This window comes from Acinetobacter sp. YH12235 (genome assembly GCF_013417705.1).
GTDB lineage: Bacteria > Pseudomonadota > Gammaproteobacteria > Pseudomonadales > Moraxellaceae > Acinetobacter.
In genome coordinates this window covers 1-26871 of the sequence record NZ_VPDL01000023.1, presented here as the reverse complement: position 1 = coordinate 26871, position 26871 = coordinate 1, and the positions used below count along the sequence as shown (strand labels likewise).

Sequence of the window (26871 nt, the reverse complement as noted above, 5' to 3'; positions counted from 1 at the left end):
TCACCTCAACGTTCTGTAGTGCTAATAGGTGCTTGCTCTGCACCAAAGCCAGACCACACCGCCTTGAGACGCTCTACACCACTGATAGCAAGTTGCATTTTGGGTTTTAATTTTTCAGCTGTAATATAACTTTGCTGCTGATCAGCTGATAGAACTTCAACCGTTACAGCTTCAAACCCCTTCTGATTTTTAACAAAAATAATGTGTTTACCATCTTGTGAGGTTATGGCAGTACTTGGTACTGGCCATGCTGCAATTACTGTTGGCTGCTTACTTTGAACATGAACTTTGACAAATTGTTGCACCCGCAAACAATTATGTTTGGTATCCATTTGTACGATGATATTTTGAGTTTGTGTATTCCCTACAAGTGCTGGAGCGATATTTTGTATATGCCCTGTAATATCACAACCTTCAACCTGAACAACATCCCCAATATGCACATATTTACTGTCAGCTAAATTAGCTTGTAATAACAATTGTAACGGTGAATCAGCGTTTACAAGTTGACCTAATACTGTACCAGCCTCAACATACTGACCTGTAGAAACCTGTAAGTTTTCTATATAACCACTTGTTGGGCTTTTAACATAGACAATGGAATTTAGACTATTTACCTGCCCTCCTCCCATAAATTGCAGCATTCGCTGTTTTGCACCTAAGTTAATATTAAGACGCTGTACTTGATTCTGTGCCTCTTGCACACGCTTCTCGGCAATAATGCCTTCAGCATATAAGCTACGTTCACGTGTTAAATTTTGCTGGGCTAATTGTTGTTGAGCACGAAGCTGCAATATTTCATTTTGAATCTGAATTAAATCTGGACTATGTACAGCAAGTACATGATGATTCCGGGTAACTTCTGCCAAGGGTTGTACCAAAACTTGCTGCACCATTCCTGAAACAGGACTAGTCAGTACAACTTTGCTTTCTGGTGACCACTGTACTTGCCCTTGTAAAATAATTTGTTTTTGTATGTTAGTAGAAGAAGCACCTAATGTGTGTAATTTGATCCCAACTTGCTCAATTTGTTTTGAAGAAATTAAGATTTGTTGCTCTGAGACTTCAGGACTCCTCTCAGCCTCTGAAACCTGTCTCTCTACTTTAGCCTCTATATTTTTATTCGAGAGCAGCTTACTTCCCCACCATAGCCCAAGGCTAATCAAGATCAAGACGCTCATTAGATATAATAGTTTTTTAAAATTTAGTACATCTACTCGCTGATCCACTCGTTTCATCCTTCAAGAGATTTTCTCTACAAAGCTAACATTAAGTTCTTAAGATCAGATTAAGTTTATAAACCTATTTCAGACTGCATAGGCCCAAGTGAACCGTATTGGGTTTGTGGGAGACTTTTATTTAACTGATGTTACGTAGTAAGTGCATTTTGAGCATCTTCGCTACTACATGTTGTAGTCGATTTATAAATTATTAATAATCATTATATTAAACTATATATTGTTGTTATTTCTCACGAAAATCAGCATCAAAACATAGGTGACTTTTATAAACTAAAATGTCTAAAATGAAGTGACCAAAACCACATTAAATGATCTAAATTGATCAAAATTTTACTCCACCAAAAACTATATACCAGTAATCAAATCATATACTTATAATTAAGGTCATTTAATGGAATAAATCTCGGTGACCTTGCCAAGGTTGGGGTTTTAGAACAACATGAACAACAACTGATTATCACCGCGATGCAAAAAGCCAAACACAATGTGTCTGAAGCGGCCCGTTTGTTGGGTATTAGTCGAGCAAAGCTCGATTATCGACTTAATAAATATTATTAGGGCGTGTCCTCATTTGAAGAATTGGTTTTAAATACTTAAAATCTTCCTTTGACTTATTTTTATTTCTATATTTTCAATGGCACGTACTCTTCTTACCGATGATATCTGTCAGCAAATTCAAGATACTATGCGATTACATGATTGCTACCGTTCAAAGAATAGTAGAAATATCATGGAAGCGATCTTATGGAAACTGCGTACATGCGCCACATGGCGTGATATTCCTCAAGAATTTTGTCCTTGGCAAATTTGAAAAGTAAAAGTTCAGTCGCTACCCTTGCTCGGGAGTTAGGACTTTCACGATCAACCATCTACCGTGAATTAAAAAGAAATACTGGGCAACGTGGATATAGAGCTCAACAGGCAGCTAAATTTGCAAGTCAAAGACGGTACCGTCCTTCATCATCAATGACAGCATTTGCCTTCGCTTATATTGATTATTTGATTGGTTTGGACTGGTCACCAGAACAAATTTCAGGTGCTTTAACACAACGCGGTTGGCTGGATGTACCTTGATCAACGACAACGTTTAGGAGATTTCGAAGGTGACACGGTGATTGGTAAACATCATAAAGGTGCTTTATTGACTCTCGTTGATCGAAAGAGCCTGTATGTACATATTGTTCATTTAGGGCCAACGAGAGCATCCTCTCAAACGATTACTTGTGCATTAGATCGTTTACAAATGAGCCATGCTTATAGTGTGACATTTGATAATGGCAAAGAATTTTCCGAACACAAAAGAATTACTGATGCTGGCATAGAGACGTATTTTGCTGATCCTTACAAGTCTATTCAGCGAGCTAGAAATGAAAATACGAATGGTTTAATCCGTCAATATCTGCCAAAATCATCATCGTTTGATGACGTGTCAAAGGAACAAATAGAGTAGATAGAATTTGCACCCAACCATCGTCCTAGAAAAACCCTAGGTTAGTATACACCGAGTGAAGTGATGGCTGGTTTTTATACTGTTGCACTTGCCGCTTGAATCCGCCAAATAAAATCATTTCTTCTGGATCTAAACGCTTTAGCCGAAGTTGGTCTACAACCACCATATTGTCCTGTGCTTTATCCATTTTCCCCAGTGTCTTCTTTTCACACTGTCCTTTAGACTTTTTATTACCTTACATAAATCCCTATCGACAGCAAGCAGTAACTTACGATATCGCGAGCAGTAGTAATGCTTGATTTTTAATTTTTTCTGAAAACTCACTGCTTATTTCCCCATTGAGTAACATCATTTTCAAAACTAAAGCTGGGCATGGTTTTTCAAACCTACCTTCAGATATTGTTAATGCATCAATGAGCAATGGTGTCATCATTTTTTTTCTGCACAGGTAAATTATTTTTAGCGTTAAAATAATAGAATATAAAAGTCTCAAATTTAACAAAATAGAATCAAATAGATTTTATATTTACTAAAAAAGTATCTGAATTATATGATTTATTTACTAACTTTATTTTATACTAAATCAAAACAGCACGCATGAACCGGAATATGACGATTAGCGAATTGGCTAACCGTGTGCATGTGGATGAAAAGACAATCTCACGACTTGAAAGCGGCAAACCCAGCTCTAACCTAAAAAATCTTATTTCCATTCTCGTTGTATTTGGCTTGGAAAATAGTTTGCTTAATATTGCGAACCCACAAAATGACGAAGTTGGAAAACACTTGCTACCAAAAAAATTCGGGTACGCGCTAATAATAAATCAGAGGCTATGAGTGATGACTTCTAAAAATCTGTCCATGCAAGAAGAAATTAAGAGCTGCTACATTTTTTTGGATACAGGTGATACGCCACAAGTTGTTGCTCAATATGCGCTCAAAGATTCAATCTATAATTTTATCTACGGCAAGAGATATTTGAGTCGTAAGCGTCCGCTGAATCCCATACCAATTTTTAATTCGATTTAGGTTTCCAGCAGTGCGGCAGCAATTCTTCAATTTGGGTCACTTTGTGTGTCGGTAGCCTTTTCAGCACATCACTTAAATAAGCATACGGATCCAAGCCATTCAGCTTTGCTGACTGGATTAAAGTCATGATATTCGCCGCTCGCTGGCCGCTGCGCAGCGAACCTGCAAACAGCCAGTTCTTACGTCCCAACGCCCAAGGTCGCATTTGATTGTCGGGTAGTCAGACGCAGTTACCTACGTCCAACCCCCTAAGAACCGTGCATGCGAGTTTCCCAGCACACGGCTCAAGCCTCTGCTAAGGCGCCATTCGGCACCCGGTTATACATCGTTGACATTGGCAAACTGAACACTCCTCGGACAATACAGATGGTAAATCTCAAGATTAGCAACTGCATCCGTTCCACCATGACTTAGCTTCACAATATGACGGCTGTGCCATGGTGTATCTTTGGTGACTGGTTTAAGACAGGCGCAGCAGCGACCACCTTGTTTTAGCCACACCCGATACAGCTTGGCTCGCCCCTTTGCGGAGACCAGCATTCTTTTACCCCATCGGGATTCGAAGTACTCATCCCATGCGGGGTCATGAGGGTTAGCAGCAGCCTTGATCTTGATATGTCGCACAATTGGCGTGTCCGAGGCAGACACTAATGTGTATTGTCGCTTCCGACCATCGGCGGACTGTTCATCACATGAGAACACCCATCGACGCGCTCCTTGTACTTTGAAATACCGATCTTTGACCCATCGGAGTGTTTTGCGAGGGTGGCGACGTACCGCCCATCGCCAGAGCATTTCCCACACTGCGCTGTCTACCTGGTTGAAAACCTTCTTGGCAACGACATAACTATGATAGTTGGCCCAACCCCTTAGAATAGGGTTGAGCAAACCGATCAAAGTGGCCTGTCGTGTCGCTTTGTTTGCATTGATTAATGCTCGCAGCTTATCGAGATGAGCACTGATGTTTGCCTTTGACGGCTTGATCAGTAGCTTGCCATTGTACTTGCGTACGTTCCACCCAAGAAAATCGAACCCGTTCCCTATGTGCGTGATTTTGGTCTTTTCCTGAGAGAGCACGAGACCGCGCTGCGCCAGAAATTCAACCACGGCAGGGCGAACTTCATTTTCGAGCCACTCTTTAGAATACCCCGTGATGATGAAATCATCCGCATACCGTACCAGTTGCAGCTTTTTGCCTGTCCATTTGGCGTTAGGGAACCTCTTCGCCAGCATCGTTTCCAGTCCGTCCAAGGTCATGTTGGCCAACACCGGGGAGATAATACCTCCTTGCGGTGTTCCGGAAAGACTGGGAAACAGCTTGCTTTGGTAGACGTAACCGGCTTTGAGCCATTTCCGTAGAATCACCTTGTCCATTGGGAGGTTGGCGATCATCCAGTCATGGCTGATATTGTCGAAACAGCCTTGAATGTCACCCTCTAGCACCCACTCCGCACTTACTTTTCTTGACAGCACACCAAAGCACTGTGCTGCAGCATCCGCGGTTGAGCGTTGTGGTCTGAATCCATAAGAGTTCCGATCAGCGATGGTCTCCGCGATGGGTTCCAAAGCCAGCAGATGGAGCGCCTGCATGGCCCGGCATTTCATCGTGGGTATCCCGAGAGGTCTCATCTTGCCATTTTTCTTCGGAATAAGGACTCTCCGAAGCGGAAGGGGCGTGTAACCTCGCCTCTTCAACGACATCATCGCACCGGTCTTGGCCTTGGGTGTATTCCAAGTCACCTTGTCGACCCCAGCCGTGTTTTTGCCTTTGTTTTCAGACACTCGTTTGACGGCCAATGCTTTGCCACTAAACGAGTGAGTCAGCAGCCATTGCAAAGCTTTCGCCTTGTTATGCCTGCCGTCTTGTACCGCCTTCACAATACGCGCTTGCAGCCCTCTGACATGACGCTGTACAGCAATCCAATCGATGCTGTCCCACGATGTGCTGGAAGGTGCACACGCTGATACTGCTGCATTCATTTGCTCTCCCTCCATTAAAAGGGTTCTACACACTCTCTTGTGATGAGAGACCATAAGGACGTCAGCCCGCTTTCGCGTGGGGTAATGTTTCAACCTCTATCCAACCCATTACAGACTGGCATTCGCTTTTTCCTCGTTCCTTCGCCCGCATCACCATGGGCAGTTTTTGCAAACTGCTTTCCCAATGGGAGTAATACGGGATTTCCACGTTCCGCTTACTGAAGTACATCGGCTTAGGTGCCTGCTATCGACCGGGAGGCGTATGGGTCACGAATGCGTAGTCGAAAGACGCAATTCCCACCTCCATTACCGTTTTGGTTCGAGCGTATCAGCCATTTCCGCTCGTTCAACTTAACGATCGTTACGCAGATTCACATGTGTTCACCATACCGATTATCTAGCCCTTGTCCGGCTATGGCTGCCAGAAGGGTACGTCTCTCACGATTGATACCCCGCACCTTGCGGTGCCTCGTTACATTGTCGAAGGCGCTCTTTATTCAGCCTTCTAGATTCACCCGGTGACACGGGTGGTTCCCGCAGGGGGAACAACTTCATTAAGCGACTTCGTGTCGCACTTCCACCCAGTTATTGCAAATCGGTAGATTGCCATCATCCAGATAGCGGCTTAAAGCTGGCCAACGCTTCAGAGTGTAATTGATCGCCTTGGCGGTTGGAGAACTCGATGGCACAGTCAGTTGATGTTGGTTGAGCCATTCATACAGTTGTTGCATCACCGGTTGACTATGCTGTTGTCGGTATTCGCGGCGCTGTTCTGCTGTACCATCGGTCTTTTTCCTGAGTTCTGCTTCTATGGCATACAGTTTCTGAATCAGCACTAATGCCTGTTCAGCGACCTGACTTTTTTTGGTCACATGCAGTTCATGGAATTTACGACGCGCATGCGCCATGCAGCCCACCTCAATGACCTGACCTGATTTAAAGCGTGCTTTATAACCGCTGTAATCATCACAGACCAGATGGCCCTGCCAGTCTTTCAGGAACGCTTCAGCATGCTGACCTGAACGACTATCCTGAAAGTCATAGATCACGGCTTGAACTGGATTGTACTGTGTAGTGGCATAGGCCCAGACATAACCTTTCTTCGGTTTTTTCTCATTCTCACCCATCCGCATGATGGTGACCGGCGTTTCATCGGCATGGATCACCCGCTGTTGCAGCACCACCTGTTTTAAGGCATTGGCCAGAGGTTCCAGTTCCACACCGCAGCGACCAATCCAGTCAGATAACGTGGATCTGGACAGATCAATGCCCGCCCGCTGATAGATCAGGCGCTGACGGTACAGCGGCAAATGATCGGCATACTTCGATACCAGCACATGGCTGAGCAGTTCAGGACTGGCAATACCTTTATCAATCACATAGGCGGGCATCGCTTGCTGAGTCAGGGTGTCGCACTGATCACAGACCCATTTGCCACGTACATGCTGTTCCTTATAGAACTGTGCCGGTCTGAAATGCAGTTTTTCACTGACATCTTCGCCGATACGACGGAGTTGGCAGCCACAAGCACATTGGGTTGATGCAGGTTCATGCTCAATACGGATGGTGTGTAGATGATCTGGCAGTGGTCGACGTTTAGGTTTATTTGCTTTGGCTTTGTGTGTCGCTGCATCGGTTTTATCTGCATTCAGCCGTTCCAGTTCCAGATCAACGGCTGCAATATCTTCTTCGACCGCTTCATCCCACAGGTGGATTTGTTTTGCAGTGAGATGTTCGTTTTTACTGCCGAATTTGTGCTGTTTAAATAGTGCGAGTTCATGCTCGTATTTTTGATTGAGAATAGAAAGATGTTGAACTTTAGAATCTAATTGCTGATTGATGACTTCAAGATGTTGAACTCTGGCATCTAATTGCTGGTTTGATTTTTCTAATTCTTGATTTGATTGTGCCAGAGACTGATGCTGCATCGCCAACTGCCTGGTGAATTCCAGCAGTTGTTCATGGGTCAGTTGGCTTAAGTCAGGCAGCGTATTCATGACCGCAGTATGCCTGAGGTCATGAGAAGAATGAAATAGAACGTTTGGAGAATAGCAGAATGGAACAGCCTGTTTTAAAGCATCGTCACCACCTGCTGCCGTCCAATGCGCTGCCAGGGCAAACCTTGGATCAGTGCCTGTAACTGTTCCGGGCTGAGGGCCACGGTTTCACCTTGGTGAACTTGAGCCCAGTGAAATTTGCCCTGTTCCAGCCGCCGGGCACACAGCCAGATGCCCAGTCCATCATGTACCAACACTTTCATACGATGGCCACGTTTATTAGAGAACAGGTAGGCGCAATGCGGTTTGATTGAGCCAAAGGCTTTCATAATCTGCGCCATGACCGTATCCATACCTGCACGCATATCCAGAGGTTGGGTAGAAAGCCAGATTTCATCAATGCGGATCATGTTGCAAGTACCTTGAGTAATTCTGCTAAAGCAGATATTTTCGATACTTGCCATTTTAGCTGAATATCATTATTCGTATGAGGCACGGTGATACACAACGTGATCCTCTCATCAATAGGTTGGCTGATTGCAGCAGTGTAAGGCAAAGCAATAAATGCTGGATTCACATGAGTAGGATCCTGCACGGCACCCTCATGATGCCTGAAGATCCTGATCCAACGACTGACAAGGTTGGCATTAATACTATGTTGCAGTGCGACCGAAGCGATCGAGGTATTAGGATTTTTGCAGGCATTGACAATACTGAATTTGAATTCTTTGCTGTATGTTCTGCGTTTTTTAGCAACAGGAGGTGTTGCTGAATATATATCCATGTTCATAGATTAAGTCCCCACTTGTTTTTAGGTGGGAACTAAATTAAGGCTTATAGGATCGCTTGGTAAGGCTGTGTTAGCTGGATGCTTACTTTCTTTTACCTTAATAACGTATTTTTTTAACGGCAGCATACCTTTTGAAACACCACCAAATTATTTATGTTCCACCAGCATATATACTTCCCTATCGAAAAATCTGATAAGAATTGATTATTTTGATACAAAACCTGAAAACTGGGAGTGCTTATATGGACATATATAATATTTCCGGATAAATATAAAACTACTCCACAAGAAGAAAGGCAGAATTTAATCTCAGTCCGAAGTAACAGTACTCTCAAAGACCAAATGTAAAGAAGCATACTTAAGAAAATAAAATTCAATAATGCATGAGGATGTAATTAGTTTCAGGGTGCTAAGAAAGTGTAGCAACTTGCTACACTTTTTCGCTTTTTTGAATCAGCTGTTTTAAGAAATCTTCTAATTGTAAGAGACTGGCTTCGTCAATTTCCGAGATATTCAGAGAAACCTTAAGCTGTTTTTGATTCAGTTTGATATTCCCCGCAATCTTACCGGCATATTCAATTTTTCTGACCACGGATGTTGTGGTCAGTTTTTCTGGATTCTGACTCAATAGTTTTTCAGCATAAGTAGTAACTTTGCTTTGCTCGAGTTTTTTGTCTTTTAATTTTTCCCAAGCTCCGAGTAAGGCCACTTCGGCTTCAGAGAGTTGTTCAAGATGATCCGATAGAAATTTTTTGAATGCAGTTGCAGCAGTACGGCCTAGCAAGCCTGGTTCCACATCAAGGTCATTTAAAATTGCTTGCGGCAGTTTTTCGTATGCTAAATACTTGTACATATCTTCGCGATTTAAACCCAGTGAATTGGCTAAACGTTGCTTGTTTTTCTTTAATTTCTCATCAAGTGAGTTCAGGCCAATAAAAATCTCATAATCTGTCAGATCCTGACGCTTTAAATTCTCGGCCAGGGTTAACAAAGATGCTTCTACATTATTTGCATCAATGATAATGGCTTCAATCACAGACTTTCCGAGTAACTGATGTGCCCGTAAGCGTCGCTCGCCTGCAATCAGTTCATATTTCAGATTATCCAGTTTACGCACTGTAATGGGCTGCAAAAGGCCGATTTCATTAATAGAATCCGCCAGTTCTTTTAACTGTGATTCTTCAAATATTTTACGCGGCTGGTTTAGACTTCGGCTGATATCCTCAATAGGGACATTACGTCTAAACTCTTTCAGCTCTTTAATATTGTCTTTCTGTGCTTGCTGATGTTTTTCTGTATTCTGTTTCAGTTTCTGAGCTAAAAGCTCTTTGGTGCTTGCCATAATGCTCTCAGGTTTAAATTTTCAATACAATTTCATTGGCAAGGCTTTCAAAAGCCTTACGTACTTTTGAATTTTTTTCTACTTTCAAAAGTGGTTGTTGCAGAATGGCTGCTTGATTGACTTTAGTACTTTGAGGAATTGTGGTTTCTAAAATTTTACCCACTTGTTTCAAGGCTTCATCCCGAATCAGCTTACAGACATTCTGACGTTCATCATGCTTAATTAGTAAAGCGCCTAAAAGCTCTAAATCTGGATTAATACGTTTGATCTTTTCAAGATGATTTAAAAGATCTGTTACCCCATATAATCCATATTGTGATCCTGATTCGATAGGGATAATGACATGTGTTGAGGATGCCAGGGCATTGCTGGTTAATAATTTAAGGCTAGGTGGGCAGTCAATCAATATAAAATCATATAGATCTTTTAATAGTTTTAACTTGATATTTAACTCTTCTGAAGGACGGGGAGCTTCTTCTTTTAGTTGATCTTCAGTTTTTCCTAAATTCAAGGAACCATAAATTAATGATACTTTTTCAAAGTTCGTTTCTTCTTGTAATGCATCTGCCAACAACGAAATATCGCCCACTAGTAATTCTGCTGTAGTGACAGCAATTTCGCTTGGATGTTGGATCCCAATGTGTAAACTTGCGTTTGCTTGAGGATCTAAATCAATGACTAAAACTTTGTTGCCCAGATTGGCAAGTTCTGAGGCTAGGTGTACAACAGTCGTTGTTTTGCCACATCCGCCTTTATGGTTAGCAACAGTAATAATTTTTGCAGACATGCGTGTCAGATGCTTCCTTATTTGAATGTTTAGTAATATAAATAACTTTCATTCATCTTACTATAGTTTTTAAATTTATAAATCCTATTTATTCAGCTGTAAAACAGTTTAAAAAATAAATTTTTAACTAAGCTAGCTTAATTAAAAATTAGAATAATTAGTTATTTAGCTAATTAATAATTAGGATCATATTTTTATTATATAAAACAAATGCTTATAGATTTAAAAGTGGAAGGTTTGTCACTCTAAAGTGGAAGGTTTGTCACTCTAAAGTGGAAGGTTTGTCACTCTAAAGTGGAAGGTCTGTCACTCTAAAGTGGAAGGTTTGTCACTCTAAAGTGGAAGGTCTGTCACTAGGGTGGAAAGTTTGTCACTGCTATTTTTATATCTGCTATTTTTATTTAAAAATAATTGCAAAAACAAATATTTAAGCTGTTAATAAAGTCTCATAACTAAGCTTTAAAGGTGGAAAGATTGTCACTGTATCTTCTTAACCTGTGGATAATCTTTTTTTATTGGATATTTCCTGATGATTATATGTGCAGTTATACCTTTTAAATCTAACAAAAAGGTGGAAGCCTTGTCACATCAGGGTTTTTATCTGACTTAACCTAACTAGATCTGAATGAAAAAAGTAAAAATAGGCCTTCTGAACTGTAATTTCGAGACTAAAGGTGGAAGGTCTGTCATCATAGGGTGGAAAGATTATAATTAATTCCACTTTAAATGCAGAAAACCGGCTAAAATGCTTCTTTTTGATGACAAACTTTCCACTTTTAGAATCTTGTGGTGAAAGTCTTGAAAGTTTTTCCACTTTTGTATATAAAAACTAAGTTAAATTATAAATATCACGGTTATGACAGAATCTGAACCATTGCAAGAAGAATCGAATTATATTCCTTACTGTATAGGCAACATTCGCCATAATGGCGTTGTCAGTACCAGTAACCGTTTAATTCGCCCAATCGAATTATCAGCCAATGAATATAAGGCACTTCTATATGCAATGGCGGTTGCGAATTATAGTGAGAAAAATAGGGTAGATGGTGAAATTACCGAACAAACTTATATTTATTTGTATAAGGATGATTTGGCAGATTTACTAGGATTAAATAAACGTAATTCAATTAATGTTGCAATAGATCGGATCTACAAAGAGCTTTCATCCCGGGTAGCTCATTTTATTATTGAGGAGCCTGCTGATAATGGTAAAAGAAAGACTAAAAAAGTACATTCTGTCGTTCCCATTATCCGTGAGTTAAGATGGGAAGATGATTCTAAAAATGCGATTCAGATTCGTTTTACCAGTGAGGTGTTGCCGTATTTCACTCAACTGGCTGGGGGTAATTTTACTACCTATCAGCTAAAACATCTTTTTGCCCTAGATTCTGTTGCCAGTATGAGTCTCTATACTTATTTCATTAAAAATGAATTTAAGTACGCCAATCAAAAGAGTTATGAAGTGCCATTACTTTTAGAAAACTTGAAAGCACTGATTGATATTAATGAAACCAAATATGATCGCTGGGTAGATTTTAGACGCTATGTATTAGACAAAATAGTGGCAGAAATTAACGAAAATACAGATCTACAATTAGAGTATGAAACCGTTAAGAAAGGCCGTCCAATTGTAGGTGTGAATTTTAAACTGCATCATCGGATTGCTGATAAGGCACTGGATGAATTTGCAGTGATTGAAAAAATCTATCTTGATGTTCCATTTGAAGACAATGCATCCGTAAAAGAATTAGGGGCTAAATTCGATATGAATGTACGTTCTTGGTATATTTTTAATAATGATGAAAATTATCAGCAGTTCAAGAAGTGGTTTAAAAAAGTAGGATGCCTCACTGACTCTCAAGCAAATATTGTCATTAATGACACTTTATTCCAAATGGATTTTGCTGAAATTGGTATGGGGTTGAATGACTTTAAACGAAATATGAAGCATAAACTTAAAAGTAATCCGGAATTCGTCCATAGTATTCGTGAAAGACTGAATGATATTTTTGGTAAAGAGTTGATCTAGCGAAAAGTGTAGCAACTTGCTACACTTTTTTTGATATATGTTCGTAAAGAATACAAGTGGTAAGGACCTTAGGATAAAAACGACTCTGTTGCATGAAGTGTGAAAATTGAGACTGAACCGTACCGGGTTTGTCGGAGACTTTTTTATTTAAGTTAGGCCACCTGACCTAACGGGTTAATCTTATCATAGTACATTGCTTCAAACTCAAAAGGCGACTTGTAACCCAATGCACTGTGTACACGCTCTTTATTGAACCAATCTACCCAGTTGAGTGTCGCAAGTTGTACATCCGCTAAACCTTTCCAATCTGCTTTTAAATACTCAATCACCTCTGTTTTGTATAAGCCATTCACTGTTTCAGCCAAAGCATTATCGTATGAATCACCAGTCGTACCGACTGATGCTCGTAAATTTGCAGCTTCTAAACGATTGGTATAGCGAATAGAAAGATATTGAACACCTCTATCGGAATGATGAATCACATTCTTTGGCATGCCTCGATCGTGCAATGCTTGCTCAAGTGCATCGAGCACCATATCTGTATTCATCCGTGTAGATACTTTCCATCGGCTTTGTTGCACAAAGATTTGAAATGCAAAGCGCCCCTAATTGAGCCAAATTTAAGGCGTAACTTGGGTAAGTGGTCGACCTAATTCCGTAAATCTGTTGAGGACTGCTACACGTGCATGAATTTCATTCACCTGACTAGGAAAGCTTCTTGCCATTAATTTATCGCCTAATAATTTGATGCAATGCATCTTGGTTTCCACCAAACTGCGGCGATGATAGCCTGACCATTTTTTCCATAATGTCCTGCCTAAACGTTTAACTGTTCGAAGTAATTCATTTCGCTCTAGCGAGCTGATCTTTGTATCTTTCCATGGTTTCGCATTTTTTCTAGGTGGAATCACCGCATGTGCTTGCCGATCTGCAATGACCTGACGGCATTGCTTGGTGTCATAAGCTCCATCGGTATAAACAGAGTCAATCTGCTCATCTTGTGGAATCTGATTAAGTAAATCACCAAGCACCTGTGAATCACTGACATTATTGGTTGTGAGCTGAATAGCGCGTATTTGTAGGGTTTTGGCATCTATACCAATATGTAGTTTACGCCATTGGCGACGATATTCAGCTCCATGTTTCTTGCGTTTCCATTCGCCCTCACCTAGAAACTTCATGCCTGTAGAGTCTACGAGTAGATGCAGCCCATCGCTACTTTTTTGGTAGCTGATTGCAATATCAATATGCTTTTGTCTTCTACAAAGCGTACTGTAATCTGGTGCGGTCCAATTTAATCCGCAAAGTTCAATCAGACTTTGCACAAAGCCAGTGACCATACGTAAAGATAGACGGAATAAGGATTTAATCATTAAGCAGCATTGGATAGCTGCGTCGGAGTAGGTTTGATTTCGCCCTTGTTTGCCTTTTGATGGAGCATACCATTGCGTAGCAGGATCAAACCAAATGACAATATTTCCGCGACTCATGAGTGCTCGGTTATATGCGGGCCAATTGGTTGTGCGGTAGATTTTGTGTGTAGGCTTCTTCATTTGAAAATTATATCGCTGAAAAAGCCTTTACAGATAGGTTTGTGCAACAAAGCCCTTCACAACTATATATTTACCATTTCATCCATCTAATTCAGTGGTTAGTAATTTAATGAAGATTCAGCAAATGTTTAGATTAATGATTTTATTGGAGTTATCATATTTGCCGGGTCATAACTCACAACTCACATAGCAACTGTAGATTTGAGTGCCGCCTTTCTCAGCATGCTCGTGCAATAATTGCGACTTTATTAGGAGTTCTTCTTCTATCTAGACAACTTTTTCCAAAATTATGGATATTCCTTCAGTAACAATTAGTAATCTAGGTGTTTTGGTGGTTTTTCCTTTTAACAGCTGGTACTACAGTATATTACTTTATCTCATTCAATCGCGTTTGTAGGGTTCTTACCACTGTACAGCCATATTTGCAGTGATACCTGGAGGAGTGAACAATTAAACTACTTGCATACTAAAATTACAAAGCTAAATAAATTTTCAAAGAACACTTGCAATAGTTAATGTAACCTTCATCTATTAAAAATTATTATATTTTTTAGGGGGTAAGGGGAGAATGAGTAATCCAGTTTCTCTTTCAAATAGTTGTATTCTCCTTGCAGGTAGCATTTCTCTTACTACAAATGATGACCAAATCGATAAGGCTCATTCATTTGTTGAAGCTCTTGTAACAGAAGTTATTAATGCTGGAGGCAGCTTTATCGGTTATTTTTCAGCAGAGCCTGTAAATCAAACTCAAAAATCTTTAGTTTTTGATTGGACTATTGCTAGAAAAATAAACGAACTAACTCAAGGGATAGAAAACAAAATCTTTCTTAAGATTGTTGCATCAAATGATCGGTTGCAATGCAAAACCAATTCCGAACAGCGACGGCTTTTAAATAGCATGATTGCTCGTGGGGTTGCTGAACATATTTGTATTGATGACGAAATCTTAACAGGTAGCAATGTAGGTGAAGAACAAATTGAGCATGCTACAGCAATGATTGCACTAGGTGGTGGTAAAGGAGTATTAGATAGAGCTCACAAAATGGTAAAAAAAGGGTTGCCTATTTTGCCTTTAGATCTACAAATCGGATCAAATAAAGAAGATGGAAATGGTGCATTAGGATTGCTAAAAAAATTTAGAGACACTCCTCAAACTTATTTGCAAAATACCGGTTCTACTGTGGTAAAAAGTATTTCAGCACTCTCTTTAGAAGAACCTGTATTAGAATTTTCTCAAATTGCAAAGAGAATTATTACGATCTTTTATAAAGAGGAACAAGCTAGACACGCAGCTCTTCCGCCAGATGTATTAGTCTTGACAGCTTTACCAATTGAATTATCAGCTGCAAGGCAAGCATTAAATATTAATGAAGGTGTACAGCCTATAGTTACAAGTACGGGTCTCCATGTATGGAAAACAGAAATAATTCGCAATGATGGTATACGGGCTAATTGCGCAATAGCATGTTTTTCTAGCGCTGGAAATGTAGATGCTTCTTCAATCACCACCACATTACTAATTGAATTACAACCTAAAAATGTAATCATGTTAGGTATTGCTGCGGGAATGCGCGAAAAATGTGCTTTAGGCGAAGTTGTTTTATCTGAACAAGTCGTTGCATACGAAGGAGCAGCTCTCATTGAAGGTGGCGCTACAGAACACCGGCCTAAAAGCACAGTGTTAGATCTTAAAGTTAGACAGGATGTTAGCACATATTTATCTAACAAAAGTTCTTTAGAAAGTCGCTTAATAAAGAGCTATGAAGCCTTAGAAATCATACTTCCAGATAGTATTGAAATTGGCCCAGTAACTAAAAGTGTTATGCCTAAAACAGTCACTATTGGAAGTGGTGAGAAGCTTCTTCGAGATCCTGAAAAATTTAAAGCCTTAAAAGAACTTAATGGAAAAATTGAAGTTGCTGAAATGGAGGGTGCAGGAGTATTTGCGGCTTGTGCTTTACATAAAAAACCCGTGTTAATGATTAGAGGAATTAGTGACTTTGGTGATTCCACAAAAGACAATCGCTTTCATGACTTAGCCGCAAAAGCAGCTGCTGCAGTAACAGCAGATTATATTACTCATGGCTTAACACTTAATAACTAACTTGGGGAAACACATCAGAATGTCACTTACAAATTCAGATCTTCAATATTATGATGGTAATGTACTTCGTTTACCTTCAGAAAAACGTACAGAATATCATGCACAAGTGGATAATTTAATAACAGAGTTACGCAAACATATCACTTCAAACTCTGACTTAAAAATAGCAAAAGTAGTTAAAGCCGGTTCTTTTGCAAAGTATACAATTTTGAAGAAAACTGTAGATGATCCTATCGATGTAGATATTGTATTTTATATCAGTAATAAAAATGTAGATGATTCGACATTAGACAATCTTAATGACTTAATTTACACGTTACTCACAAAAATTTATCCAACTAAAGCTGTTGAAGATTTTGAGATTCAACGGAGAGCAGCTACAGTAACTTTTGTCAAAAGTGGGCTGAGTGTAGATGTAGTTCCTGTAATTCAAGATGCCCAAGAACCAAACCATGGTTGGCAATATGATCTAAAAACTAAAGAAAAAAACCTAACTTGTGCTCCTTGTCATATTCAATTTATTCGTGATAGAAAAAATTCAGATAAGCATTACCGCACTTTAGTGCGTATGGCAAAACGATGGAAAAATTTTGCGTGCCCTCCGGGCCTTAAATCTTTTCATCTAGAGTTGATACTAGCTTATTTACAAGATCGTGATGGACCAACACAAAATATTGAACAACGTTTTAGAGAATTTTTAGGATTTATAGCTCAAAGTGAATTAAATGAGCGTATTGATTTCCCTGAGAACTCGGCTAAGGTGCAGAAATATTTTTCAGATCCTGTTGTAATTATTGATCCTGCTAACCATGAAAATAATGTAGCGTCTCGAATAACTATAGAAGAGAAAGAACAAATCGTCAAAATAGCCTTACAAGCTTGGGAAACTGCAAATTATGCATCAGTAGAAGATGATAACGACATTTGGAAAGAAATATTCGGTAATAAATTTAAAATTAAGGATTAAAGCATGAGTTCATCATACTCAAGTACTTATTCGAGTACTTACACTGTAGCTGATGTTGAAAAAGTTGTACGTAGTATTAAAGCAGATTTAATTATGATCGCTAGTAGCACAAGAGCGATGACTGAAGATAAAGCGAAAGAATATGCCCATGATATTGAACTATTAGCAAAAAATGAATATTTATCTAAAGTTGATGTAACTTTGATATCTTCCTATGGTTCAGAAGTTAGAGCTATTAAGTACATATTTCAAACTGAAGGTGCATCTGGTACTGAAAGACCTGGCGGAGTAATGTGGCCCCACACACCAGATGGACGAATTAGAATTATATTGTCACATACCGATAAATATCGTAATGAATCAGAAAAAGCTTCCAAATTACCATTGGAAATAACTTGGGTCTCAACAACAGAAAGTACCACTCACAGTAGCCTTTCTGCATCAGGGGAGCGAGGTTATAGCAGTAATGGTTATGGAGCTAATAGGAGCGACTACTCATGAGTAAATCAACAGTTTTTGAAGTTAAGACAGATTTACCAATTAAACAATTTGATGATTTAGCTGACAAATTACTCGGTTTTGAATCTAGATATTCCCGTATTAAGAAACAAGTACAACTTTTGCTTCAGGCTGATGAGTTAGAACAATGGAGTAAACAAAAACATGGGAAAAAACTAGCGGTTATTGATCTTCTTGTCGATCAATATCCTTTAGCTATTTTTCATGGTGATGTAGGTACTGGAAAAACTGCAAATGCTGAAGCAATTGTTAATAGATTAGCTCGTGATGCGAAAATAGAAGATGCTTTGCTATTTAAGCTTAGTAATAAAGTCAGAGGAACTGGTAAAGTTGGTGAAATGGGTACTCTCATTGCACAAGCATTCGATGAAATCACTCGGTCTATTGGACATGGAAATGGTCGAGCTTTTCTTATTATTGATGAAGGTGATTCGCTTGGAGCATCTCGAAGTCAAGAAAATAGTCATCATGAAGATAAAGTTGGTGTGAATACTTTAATTCAAGCAATAGATGATTTAAGAAAACATGGTGGCCGTATCTTTGCAATTTTATGTACTAATCGATTAGCTGCTTTAGATGCAGCTGTTTTGCGTAGAGCTTCCATTGTAGAAGAGTTTGTTCGCCCATCTAATGAAGAACGACATGAGCTTTTTACTAAAGATTTGTCTGACATCGATTTTTCGGAAGATGAAATTGCCGAATTAGTAAGTGCAACTGCTCCTCACGGAGCAGAACCAGGTTGGACTTATTCAGATATTCGTACACGGTTATATCCAACGGCAGTTTCTTTAGCTTTTCCTGATTCAGAATTAAAAATCTCACACTTCCATCAGGCTCTTAGTAAGCTAAAGCCTTCACCTATAATGGCTGGATAACATAATTCTAATTGGAAGGAGCATAAGAATGTATAAAAAAGAGGTTTATATTTCTGTAGACATTGAAACAGCAGGTCCTATAGTAGGTGAACACAGTATGCTGACTATAGGAGCATGTTTCGTATATAACCCTGATATAGAATTTACAATAATGCTCCAACCAATCAGTGATCAAGCAATTGAAGAAGCTTTAAAAGTGTCAGGAATAACTTTAGACCAAGCACGAAAGAAAGGTATTCCCCCCATAGAAGCAATGTCTCAATTTGAAAGTTGGATACTCAAGTATTTACCAGAGGACTCTAGACCTATATTTGTAGGACTTAATGCGCCTTTCGATTGGTCTTTTATAAATTTTTATTTTCTAAAATATTTAAATAGAAATCCTTTTGGTATATCAGCTATAGATATCAAAGCTCTTTTTATGGGAGCCACAAAATGTAGCTGGTACGATACAAAGTCAAGTTCAATAGATAAATATGTACATCCTACTTTACAAGGAGATCATAATGCTTTGCACGATGCAAAGTATCAAGCAGAATTATTTAGATTAGTTTATTCAATTGAATAAATTATATAATTCATATAATTTTCAATTGGGTAATATTAATATGACAAATAGGATTAATTCTGAACAAGCTGTTGAACATGCCTGGAAGTACTTTGAATTACATTCCAACCAAAGAATAACAATGTTCAATTATTTTCTTTTTATCATTGCTGGATTAGGAACCGCTATAGGTGTTTCCATTCAGTCCTCAAGTACCTTTGCTTACATAGGAATATTTTTATCCATTTTCTTAAGTATTACGGCATTTGTTTTCTGGAAGCTAGATCAAAGAACATCTTTTTTAATCAAACAATCTGAAGAAGTCTTTAAAAGATTAGAAAGAAATTCTTCAATTGATATTGGAATATTTTGTAATGAAGAAAGTAATCTTATTAGAGCTAATATGGGAAAAAAATATTTAAGTAAAATTTTGACTTATGGCTTGATATTTAGAGCAACTTTCTTAATTATGGGACTAATTGGCTTAATCGGAGTCTTAATCTTTAGTTTAATAATTTTTGAAAAAATCTCTTTTGAAACTCCCAAAAAAAATGATACTACGTTAATTTCTAAATAAGTAATAACCCTATGCATATCTTTGCATAGGGCTAGATAATATTTTTAGGCTGTTAATATCTAGATATTTTACTAATATTCTTCTGATGAATTTTAATACCAGTGAATAAAAAAAATCCAAGGACTATTAATGGAATCAACCACATACCATGTATAAGATAATTGATATTAGTCTCTATTATTGATCTAAAAGGGAATTGTCCAAAGAACTGAATGAACCGTACCGGGTTTGTCGGAGAGTCAATATTCTGAGAGACTATCCCGATGACAAAATTAAAATATACCCCTGAAATCAGAGAAAGAGCGGTTCAATTATTGATTGAATCCGAGAAAGATTATCCATCGAATTGGGCTGCAATCACAGCAATTGCGCCTAAGATTGGTTGTACTCCTGAAACACTTCGTGCCTGGCATCAAAAGCATTTAGATCAGCAAAATCCTATTAAAGTACAACAGATATCTGACCAAGAAAAAATGAAGCAAATGGAACGTGAAATTAAAGAATTAAAGCGTGCCAATGAAATTCTACGCAAAGCAGCCGCTTTTTTCGCCAAGGCGGAGCTCGACCGCCCACACAAATAATGGTGGATTTCATCCATAACAATAAAGACTTATATGGTGTTGATGCGATTTGTAGGATTTTACCGATCGCAGCTTCAACCTATTACCGGACTCTAGATCTCTGCGAAAATCCAGAACATCGAGCAAAGCGAGATTTACATGACTTGCATCATGCTGAGGAGATTAAACGAATTTGGAAGGAAAGTTCAGGTCGGTATGGTGTACGTAAAGTCTGGCAAAAACTGAAACGTGAAGGCTATATTATTGCACGCTGTACTGTTGCTCGATTAATGAAAAAGCTAGGTATACAAGGTGTTTGGCGAGGTAAGAACAAACAAACCACCCGTAGCCGAGATGACCAAAAACGAGCAGATGATTTAGTGAAACGTAATTTTACTGCTGATCATCCTGACCAACTGTGGGTCAGTGACTTTACGTATATTCAAACAAATTCAGGCTGGGTCTATACCGCCTTTATTATTGATGTGTTCTCACGAGCAATTGTTGGCTGGAAAGTATCTACACGAATGAATACAGATATGGTGCTCGATGCATTAGAGCAAGCATTGCATGATCGAGGCATGCCAAAGAATGTGATTCATCATTCCGACAGAGGTGTGCAATATCTTTCTATTCGCTATACCAATCGTTTAGAAGCTGCAAATTTACGAGCATCAGTCGGTACAACTGGTGATTCATACGATAATGCTCTGGCTGAAACGGTGAATGGCTTATACAAAACAGAGGTGATTGAATATTTAAAAGCAGATTGGCAAGGTTTAGCAGATGTACAACTTGCGACACTAAACAGGGTAGATTGGTTCAATAAAAAGCGTGTACACAGTGCACTGGGTTATGTATCGCCTTTTGAGTTTGAAGCAATGTACTATGATAAGATTAACCCGTTAGGTCAGGTGGCCTAACTTAAATAAAAAAGTCTCCGACAAACCCGGTACGGTTCAATTTCTGGAACCAGAATTCATACCAAAATTTAAGTGCGAGCATTGTCAACGGCATTCTAAAATTGACCCCTTTGATCTCGTATTAAATTTCAACCTGGGGCTGAATCCCAATTCTTTTTTTATCCTTCAAACGATAACTCTCACCCGATATTTGTACCACATGACAGTGATGCAGCAACCGATCTAACATCGCAGCGGTCAACGTAACATCATCCGCAAACGACTTAGACCATTGGCTAAAGGGTAAGTTACTCGTCAATATCGTACTGCCTTTTTCATAACGCTTGGCAATCACGTTAAAGAACAGATTCGCTTCTTCACGTCCAAACGGTAAATAACCAATTTCATCGATAATCAGTAACTTTGGTCCCAGTACCGCACGTTGCATATAGGTTTTCAATTTACCTTGCTGATAGGCTGTACTCAGTTGCAGCGTGAGATCGGCGGCGGTAATAAACTTGGTTTTGACATTGTTCATGATGGCCTTATAGCCTAATGCCATAGATAAGTGCGTTTTCCCTACACCGCTAGCCCCGAGAAACACCACATTTTCTGCTCTAGCAATAAAGCTCAGGTTGAACAACTCGACCACCTGTGATTTGGGAGCACCCAGTGCATAATTAAAATCGTAACCTTCCAGCGTTTTCACTTGAGGCAGGCCTGAGAGTTTCATCAGGACCTGCTGGCTGCGCTGTTGCCTGGCAGCATATTCATGCGTCAAGATAGCTTCAACAAAGTCGGCATAACTTCCATCTTGACCTAATGTTTGTTGTGCATGATGTGACCATTGTGATGCGATGGCAGGCAGATTGAGCTTTTGGCAAAGTTGCTCTATACGGTCGTATTGCAGATTCATCAGGAAACTCCCAGCAACTGGTCATATACCGATAAGGGATGCTGCAAACTCTCGTAGGGCATGACATGCTGTGCTGCTGCAACAGGTACAGTGCTAGAACCTGTATCTGATTGCGGTAATGGCGTAAATTTTTGCTGCTCCTGTTGCAGTCGAACAGCCGGTTTTTCTTGCGTGGTGGCATGAATCCGCTGATTGGCGGTTTCATGCAGCCACCGGCCAATGTGGGCATTGGCGACATCAACATCTAACAGTAAACCCGAAGTCTTCAGGCTTGCTTTCAATGGCACAATAAAGCTTGATTTGAGGTATCCATTAAAGCGTTCAACTTTGCCTTTGGTCTGTGCACGGTAGGGCTTACATACGCGAGGACGAAAGCTGTATTTCTTGGCGCAGTCGAGCAGTTTGGGATTCCATTTATGCTGCCCCTCCTGATAGGCATCCCGTTCAATCATGATCGTTTTAGCGTTATCAAACAGGATTTCTTGAGGTACTCCTGCAAAAAACTGAAATGCATTTTCTAGACCATCGATCCATGCATCCGTACGTTCATGATCATAAAATTTCACGAAAGTCGCTCTGGAATACCCTAATGTTGCGACAAAGGCTTTTAAAGTCGTGTTGTTGCGTCGAATTGTCGTGAAATCTACCTGCATTTGTTGGCCAGGTTGGGTTTCAAAACGAATGATCGGTTCCGGTTGAGCAACTGGTTTTAATGTTGCAAGATATTCCCTCAAGATCCTGATCTTTCCTGGATATCCCAACCCTAAAATTTCCTGGTAGAGCACAACAGCAGGAATCCATTCAGGATGAGCTGCGTTTACACGTTGGAGTAAATAGGGTTTATATGGGTCAAGGATACTTATTCTAGGCTGTATACGCTGATACTGAGGTGTGGTGTTTTGCCGTAAATATTTACGTACGGTATTTCTGGACACCCCCAGTTCACGACTAATGGCTTTAATAGATTTACCTTGTTGATGAAGTATTTGGATTGTCACTGCTTGCTCCAAAGTTAACATGTTGAGCAGTCCAAAATGACCGCTATATTAACCAAGGGGGTCAGTTTTTAAATGCCATTAGGGGGTCATTTTTACACTGCCGCTAACAGCATATCTGATTGTTGGGTAGCTACACTTTGAAATCTCAAAACAGATAAAGAATAGAGTAATGGATAAAGACATGCCGTTGTAGTCGAAGCATTGAACAGCACAACAATTCGATTTTGAGTTGAATGCTTTTTTGAGAGTTTGATTGTCTTTAAGAAGAACATTACACAATTGAAGAACTAAATGAAGTAAACACTATATAGACTTAAATAAAATTAGCCTAGAATTATTTTTTTAATAAGTCATTGTTTTATATATTGTTTATCTATAAACACAGAGAGTTATGAACTTAAAGTACTATGTACTTAATTTAACATAATCTATATTATACGCAATTGGCATGTTAGAACCCATTCAAAATGTCTATATTCTCACCAATAAAAATGTCTAGTTTATGATGGCTTAAACATCATGGACTGGATATGAAATATAGATGCTGATCACTATGTCTGACAAAGAAATTCAACGTCTTGCTGTTCTGCAAGACGTTCGAGATCATCGTATTACCCAAGTCCGTGCTGCTGAAATCCTTAATCTTTCAACCCGTCAAATTACCTGGTTATTACAGAAGCTCAATCAAGATGGTGTTTCAGGTATGGCGCATGCCAGTCGTGGTCAACCTGGCCATCGTCGCCATGATGATTTATTAAAATCAAAATGTCTTTCCATTATTTCTGAACATCTGCTGGGATTTGGATCTACCTTGGCTCATGAAAAGCTCACTACCATTCATGGATTCGATATTTCAGTGGAAACACTACGTTCCTGGATGATTGCAGCCAATTTATGGATTCTGCGATCCAAGTGCAAATTCTTATTTAATGATCATTAAATTTTGTGCTAACTTGGACAGATATTATTCGGCTAATTGGACAAACAGTTATTGTTCTTTAAGATGATTAATTAATCGCTCATAGTCATTTTTAGAAAGTTTACCAATGTAAGTTAATTTTGTTTTATCAATTGGCAACTGATATGTCTGTACGGTATCAATCCATGATTTTTTACTTAGTCCAACCGATTCCCAATCTATAATTTCAATATATTTACGTTTAATAAAATCAGATTTATTGTCATATTGACTGCTTAAACGGAATACGATGTAGTCTTTTTTTGTTTGTCGAATATATAAAACAGGGCGAGTTTTGCCATCTACTATATCTGTCAAACCAACATAAGCCCAATACAAATCCTGTGCCATTAGTACCCACCATCATCGTTTAAAAATGCTTGAGCAGATTTTGTATTAGATACTTTTACACTTGGGATATTATGGCTAAGAGCTATGAGCTGTGCTGTATTAAAATCATCATCACTTATTTGATTGCTTACAGGGATTCGACCTGTTTTGGCTATTTCAGCCATGACCATACTAAAAACAGATGCAGGGGTTAGCCCAACTTTTTTAATAATGTACTCTGCTGATTCAGAAATAGCCTCATCCACAGAATATTGAACTCTCTTTTTTATTAGCTTAGACATTTAACACCTCTCAATCTTGTTAAGGCCATTTAATGCCATAAAATGGTACAAGGCAAGTGAGTAGTAAGTGGTAAGCATCCGGCTAACACAGCCTTACCAAGCGATCCTATAAGCCTTAATTTAGTTCCCACCTAAAAACAAGTGGGGACTTAATCCATGAACATGGATATATATTCAGCAACACCTCCTGTTGCTAAAAAACGCAGAACATACAGCAAAGAATTCAAACTCAGTATTGTCAATGCCTGTAAAAATCCTAATACCTCGATCGCTTCGGTCGCACTGCAACATAGTATTAATGCCAACCTTGTCAGTCGTTGGATCAGGATCTTCAGCCATCATGATGGTGCCGTGCAGGATCCTACTCATGTGAATCCAGCATTTATTGCTTTGCCTTACACTGCTGCAATCAGCCAACCTATTGATGAGAGGATCACGTTGTGTATCACCGTGCCTCATACGAATAATGATATTCAGCTAAAATGGCAAGTATCGAAAATATCTGCTTTAGCAGAATTACTCAAGGCACTTGCAACATGATCCGCATTGATGAAATCTGGTTGTCTACTCAGCCCATGGACATGCGTGCAGGTATGGATACGACCATGGCTCAGGTGGTGAGAGCCTTTGGCTACATCAAACCGCATTGTGCTTACCTGTTCTGTAATAAACGTGGCCATCGCATGAAAGTGTTGGTACATGATGGATTGGGCATCTGGCTGTGTGCCCGGCGGCTGGAACAGGGCAAATTTCACTGGGCTCAAGTTCACCAAGGTGAAACCGTGGCCCTCAGCCCGGAACAGTTACAGGCACTGATCCAAGGTTTGCCCTGGCAGAGAATTGGATTGCAGCAAGTGGTGAATATGCTCTAAACCAAGCTCGACCATTCTGCCATCCTCCAAACGTTCTATTTCATTCTTCTCATGACCTCAGGCATACTGCGGTCATGAATACGCTGCCTGACTTAAGCCAACTGACCCATGAACAACTGCTGGAATTCACCAGACTGAACCGTACCAGGTTTGTCGGAGACTTTTTATTTAAGTTGTCAACGGCATTCTAAAATTGACCCCTTTCACCTTACAAATGGCAAAGTAAAATTGACCCCTTTGATCTCGTATTAAATTTCAACCTGGGGCTGAATCCCAATTCTTTTTTTATCCTTCAAACGATAACTCTCACCCGATATTTGTACCACATGACAGTGATGCAATAACCGATCTAACATCGCAGCGGTCAACGTGACATCATCTGCAAAGGATTTGGACCACTGGCTAAAGGGTAAGTTACTCGTCAATATCGTACTGCCTTTTTCATAACGCTTGGCAATCACGTTAAAGAACAGATTCGCTTCTTCACGTCCAAACGGTAAATAAAGAGATGGATCCGGAAATTTGAACAACTTCTATAAGTGATATTCCGCTCTAGTTAAGCCACCTTGTTTTGTTGGGGTAGCTGATCATAGTAAAACTCATTGGGTGTCATTTTGTCTAGACTCGAATGAGGTCGTTTCAAATTATAAAACTTGAAATATGCACTCAATTGCTTTTTTGCATCTGTGACACTGCTATAAGCTTTGAGATACACCTCTTCATATTTAACGCTCCGCCATAATCGTTCAACCATCACATTATCAATCTATGAGCAGTATACTGCGCAAGTTTACCATCCATACTGATTTGAATGCCATTTGATTTCAATACATCAATAAATGCATCACTCGTGAACTGACTGCCTTTGTCTGTATTAAATATTTCAGGTGATCGGTAATCCTCCCATAAATAACCGAAGTTAAAAGTAGAGGTTAAGCAGCCATTAGAGGTGGCTTTCCTTTGTTAGCTTGATGTGGTCTTTCATGGTTGTAATGCCACAACCAGTTTGTTGCATAATCTTGTACTTCATCCAAAGTATCAAATAAATGCTTGCTCAGCCAACTATAACGTATAGTCCGATTATAGCGTTCAATATACGCATTCTGCTGTGGCTTACCCGGTTGAATATATTCAATACGAATACCGTGCTCAGTAGCCCAGCGCACAAATTCGTGACTGATAAATTCGGGACCATTATCGCATCGGATCACTAACGGTTTTTCTCTCCACTCCAGCAATTGATTCA

General features: G+C 39.4%; 24 protein-coding genes, 9 pseudogenes and 1 other annotated feature. Of the genes and pseudogenes, 15 read left to right on the top strand and 18 right to left on the bottom strand.

Annotated features, from left to right (window positions below):
* Positions 1–5: 5 nt before the first annotated feature.
* A complete protein-coding gene (locus FTV13_RS11925; RefSeq protein ID WP_004974297.1) occupies positions 6–1229 on the bottom strand; it encodes an efflux RND transporter periplasmic adaptor subunit in 1224 nt (407 codons plus the stop codon).
* Positions 1230–1670: 441 nt separating this feature from the next.
* Here FTV13_RS11925 and FTV13_RS11920 point away from each other — a divergent pair.
* The 3 genes and pseudogenes from FTV13_RS11920 to FTV13_RS11910 all read left to right on the top strand — a co-directional run.
* Positions 1671–1799, top strand: a pseudogene (locus tag FTV13_RS11920) (helix-turn-helix domain-containing protein); the annotation flags it as partial.
* Positions 1800–1875: 76 nt separating this feature from the next.
* On the top strand, positions 1876–2052 hold the full coding sequence (locus tag FTV13_RS11915) for a transposase (RefSeq protein WP_155757414.1): 177 nt from the start codon (positions 1876–1878) through the stop codon (positions 2050–2052).
* Positions 2031–2736: pseudogene (locus FTV13_RS11910) on the top strand (IS30 family transposase). Before FTV13_RS11915 ends, FTV13_RS11910 begins: the two are co-directional and overlap by 22 nt.
* Before the next feature lie 61 nt (positions 2737–2797).
* Here the strand turns inward: FTV13_RS11910 and FTV13_RS15780 are convergent.
* Positions 2798–3124: pseudogene (locus FTV13_RS15780) on the bottom strand (hypothetical protein); the annotation flags it as partial.
* A 149-nt stretch (positions 3125–3273) separates the two neighbouring features.
* Between FTV13_RS15780 and FTV13_RS11905 the strand changes: the two are divergent.
* Complete coding sequence (locus FTV13_RS11905) at positions 3274–3528, top strand: helix-turn-helix domain-containing protein (protein WP_370530233.1); 255 nt, start codon at positions 3274–3276, stop codon at positions 3526–3528.
* A 178-nt stretch (positions 3529–3706) separates the two neighbouring features.
* Here the strand turns inward: FTV13_RS11905 and FTV13_RS11900 are convergent.
* From FTV13_RS11900 to FTV13_RS11870, 7 genes and pseudogenes are all read right to left on the bottom strand, one after another.
* Positions 3707–3934 (bottom strand): annotated as a pseudogene (locus FTV13_RS11900) (transposase domain-containing protein); the annotation flags it as partial.
* A 104-nt stretch (positions 3935–4038) separates the two neighbouring features.
* A complete protein-coding gene (gene ltrA / locus FTV13_RS11895; protein ID WP_127801007.1) occupies positions 4039–5700 on the bottom strand; it encodes a group II intron reverse transcriptase/maturase in 1662 nt (553 codons plus the stop codon).
* Between the two features lie 575 nt (positions 5701–6275).
* Positions 6276–7697: pseudogene (locus tag FTV13_RS11890) on the bottom strand (IS66 family transposase); the annotation flags it as partial.
* 74 nt (positions 7698–7771) lie between these two features.
* Entirely contained in the window at positions 7772–8107 is a 336-nt protein-coding gene (gene tnpB / locus FTV13_RS11885; RefSeq protein WP_159153866.1) for an IS66 family insertion sequence element accessory protein TnpB, read from the bottom strand.
* Positions 8104–8487: a transposase gene (locus FTV13_RS11880; protein ID WP_180009506.1), complete on the bottom strand. Its 384-nt coding sequence runs from the start codon at positions 8485–8487 to the stop codon at positions 8104–8106. The genes tnpB (FTV13_RS11885) and FTV13_RS11880 overlap by 4 nt, the downstream gene beginning before the upstream one ends.
* A gap of 430 nt (positions 8488–8917) precedes the next feature.
* Complete coding sequence (locus FTV13_RS11875; RefSeq protein WP_127800993.1) at positions 8918–9829, bottom strand: ParB/RepB/Spo0J family partition protein; 912 nt, start codon at positions 9827–9829, stop codon at positions 8918–8920.
* Positions 9830–9842: 13 nt separating this feature from the next.
* Entirely contained in the window at positions 9843–10616 is a 774-nt protein-coding gene (locus FTV13_RS11870) for a ParA family protein (RefSeq protein ID WP_127800991.1), read from the bottom strand.
* Between the two features lie 856 nt (positions 10617–11472).
* On the opposite strand from FTV13_RS11870, the gene FTV13_RS11865 reads away from it, so the two are divergent.
* Positions 11473–12645 (top strand): replication initiation protein, encoded by a 1173-nt coding sequence (locus FTV13_RS11865; RefSeq protein WP_127800989.1) that lies wholly within the window; start codon positions 11473–11475, stop codon positions 12643–12645.
* Between the two features lie 152 nt (positions 12646–12797).
* Here FTV13_RS11865 and FTV13_RS11860 read toward each other — a convergent pair.
* Positions 12798–13211, bottom strand: a pseudogene (locus tag FTV13_RS11860) (integrase core domain-containing protein); the annotation flags it as partial.
* A gap of 54 nt (positions 13212–13265) precedes the next feature.
* Entirely contained in the window at positions 13266–14198 is a 933-nt protein-coding gene (locus tag FTV13_RS11855) for an IS5-like element IS17 family transposase (protein WP_104852498.1), read from the bottom strand.
* Positions 14199–14766: 568 nt separating this feature from the next.
* Here FTV13_RS11855 and FTV13_RS11850 point away from each other — a divergent pair.
* The 7 genes from FTV13_RS11850 to FTV13_RS11820 all read left to right on the top strand — a co-directional run bounded on the left by FTV13_RS11850 (position 14767) and on the right by FTV13_RS11820 (position 21270).
* The gene (locus FTV13_RS11850) at positions 14767–16302 is read left to right on the top strand and encodes a phosphorylase (RefSeq protein ID WP_159153817.1); all 1536 of its coding nucleotides are present in this window, start codon (positions 14767–14769) and stop codon (positions 16300–16302) included.
* A gap of 19 nt (positions 16303–16321) precedes the next feature.
* Entirely contained in the window at positions 16322–17269 is a 948-nt protein-coding gene (locus FTV13_RS11845) for a CBASS oligonucleotide cyclase (protein WP_151208075.1), read from the top strand.
* A gap of 3 nt (positions 17270–17272) precedes the next feature.
* Positions 17273–17770, top strand: coding sequence for a four-carbon acid sugar kinase family protein (locus FTV13_RS11840; protein ID WP_151208077.1), 498 nt, complete (start codon positions 17273–17275; stop codon positions 17768–17770).
* Positions 17767–18663 (top strand): ATP-binding protein, encoded by an 897-nt coding sequence (locus FTV13_RS11835; RefSeq protein ID WP_127798918.1) that lies wholly within the window; start codon positions 17767–17769, stop codon positions 18661–18663. The genes FTV13_RS11840 and FTV13_RS11835 overlap by 4 nt, the downstream gene beginning before the upstream one ends.
* Before the next feature lie 28 nt (positions 18664–18691).
* Entirely contained in the window at positions 18692–19231 is a 540-nt protein-coding gene (locus tag FTV13_RS11830; protein WP_127798920.1) for a 3'-5' exonuclease, read from the top strand.
* 40 nt (positions 19232–19271) lie between these two features.
* Positions 19272–19787 (top strand): hypothetical protein, encoded by a 516-nt coding sequence (locus FTV13_RS11825; RefSeq protein ID WP_127798922.1) that lies wholly within the window; start codon positions 19272–19274, stop codon positions 19785–19787.
* Positions 19788–20050: 263 nt separating this feature from the next.
* A protein-coding gene (locus FTV13_RS11820; protein ID WP_159153816.1) for an IS3 family transposase occupies positions 20051–21270 on the top strand; the annotation gives its coding sequence in 2 pieces (ribosomal slippage) (positions 20051–20327 and positions 20327–21270; 1221 coding nt in all).
* Positions 20326–20442, top strand: a sequence feature (AL1L pseudoknot). It overlaps the preceding gene by 117 nt.
* Before the next feature lie 121 nt (positions 21271–21391).
* Here FTV13_RS11820 and istB (FTV13_RS11815) read toward each other — a convergent pair.
* Together istB (FTV13_RS11815) and istA are read right to left on the bottom strand one after the other, a co-directional pair.
* Positions 21392–22165, bottom strand: a complete 774-nt coding sequence (gene istB, locus FTV13_RS11815; protein WP_159153815.1) for an IS21-like element ISAba8 family helper ATPase IstB — start codon at positions 22163–22165, stop codon at positions 21392–21394.
* Entirely contained in the window at positions 22165–23184 is a 1020-nt protein-coding gene (istA, locus tag FTV13_RS11810; RefSeq protein WP_159153814.1) for an IS21-like element ISAba8 family transposase, read from the bottom strand. The genes istB (FTV13_RS11815) and istA overlap by 1 nt, the downstream gene beginning before the upstream one ends.
* Before the next feature lie 520 nt (positions 23185–23704).
* Here istA and FTV13_RS11805 point away from each other — a divergent pair.
* A pseudogene (locus FTV13_RS11805) lies at positions 23705–24076 on the top strand (ISNCY family transposase); the annotation flags it as partial.
* Between the two features lie 75 nt (positions 24077–24151).
* Here the strand turns inward: FTV13_RS11805 and FTV13_RS11800 are convergent.
* Both FTV13_RS11800 and FTV13_RS11795 read right to left on the bottom strand, forming a co-directional pair.
* A complete protein-coding gene (locus FTV13_RS11800) occupies positions 24152–24472 on the bottom strand; it encodes a hypothetical protein (RefSeq protein WP_127800962.1) in 321 nt (106 codons plus the stop codon).
* Complete coding sequence (locus tag FTV13_RS11795; RefSeq protein ID WP_127800960.1) at positions 24472–24753, bottom strand: type II toxin-antitoxin system RelB/DinJ family antitoxin; 282 nt, start codon at positions 24751–24753, stop codon at positions 24472–24474. Before FTV13_RS11795 ends, FTV13_RS11800 begins: the two co-directional genes overlap by 1 nt.
* A gap of 156 nt (positions 24754–24909) precedes the next feature.
* On the opposite strand from FTV13_RS11795, the gene FTV13_RS11790 reads away from it, so the two are divergent.
* Positions 24910–25293 (top strand): transposase, encoded by a 384-nt coding sequence (locus tag FTV13_RS11790; protein WP_180009508.1) that lies wholly within the window; start codon positions 24910–24912, stop codon positions 25291–25293.
* Positions 25290–25625: an IS66 family insertion sequence element accessory protein TnpB gene (tnpB, locus tag FTV13_RS11785; protein ID WP_004780063.1), complete on the top strand. Its 336-nt coding sequence runs from the start codon at positions 25290–25292 to the stop codon at positions 25623–25625. Before FTV13_RS11790 ends, tnpB (FTV13_RS11785) begins: the two co-directional genes overlap by 4 nt.
* Positions 25626–25873: 248 nt before the next feature.
* Here the strand turns inward: tnpB (FTV13_RS11785) and istB (FTV13_RS11775) are convergent.
* From istB (FTV13_RS11775) to FTV13_RS11765, 3 genes and pseudogenes are all read right to left on the bottom strand, one after another.
* Positions 25874–26128 (bottom strand): annotated as a pseudogene (gene istB / locus FTV13_RS11775) (IS21-like element ISAba8 family helper ATPase IstB); the annotation flags it as partial.
* A 53-nt stretch (positions 26129–26181) separates the two neighbouring features.
* Positions 26182–26522 (bottom strand): annotated as a pseudogene (locus FTV13_RS11770) (transposase); the annotation flags it as partial.
* Positions 26523–26557: 35 nt separating this feature from the next.
* Positions 26558–26871: integrase core domain-containing protein (locus tag FTV13_RS11765; protein ID WP_180012147.1), on the bottom strand; the 314-nt coding region annotated here is incomplete at its 5' end.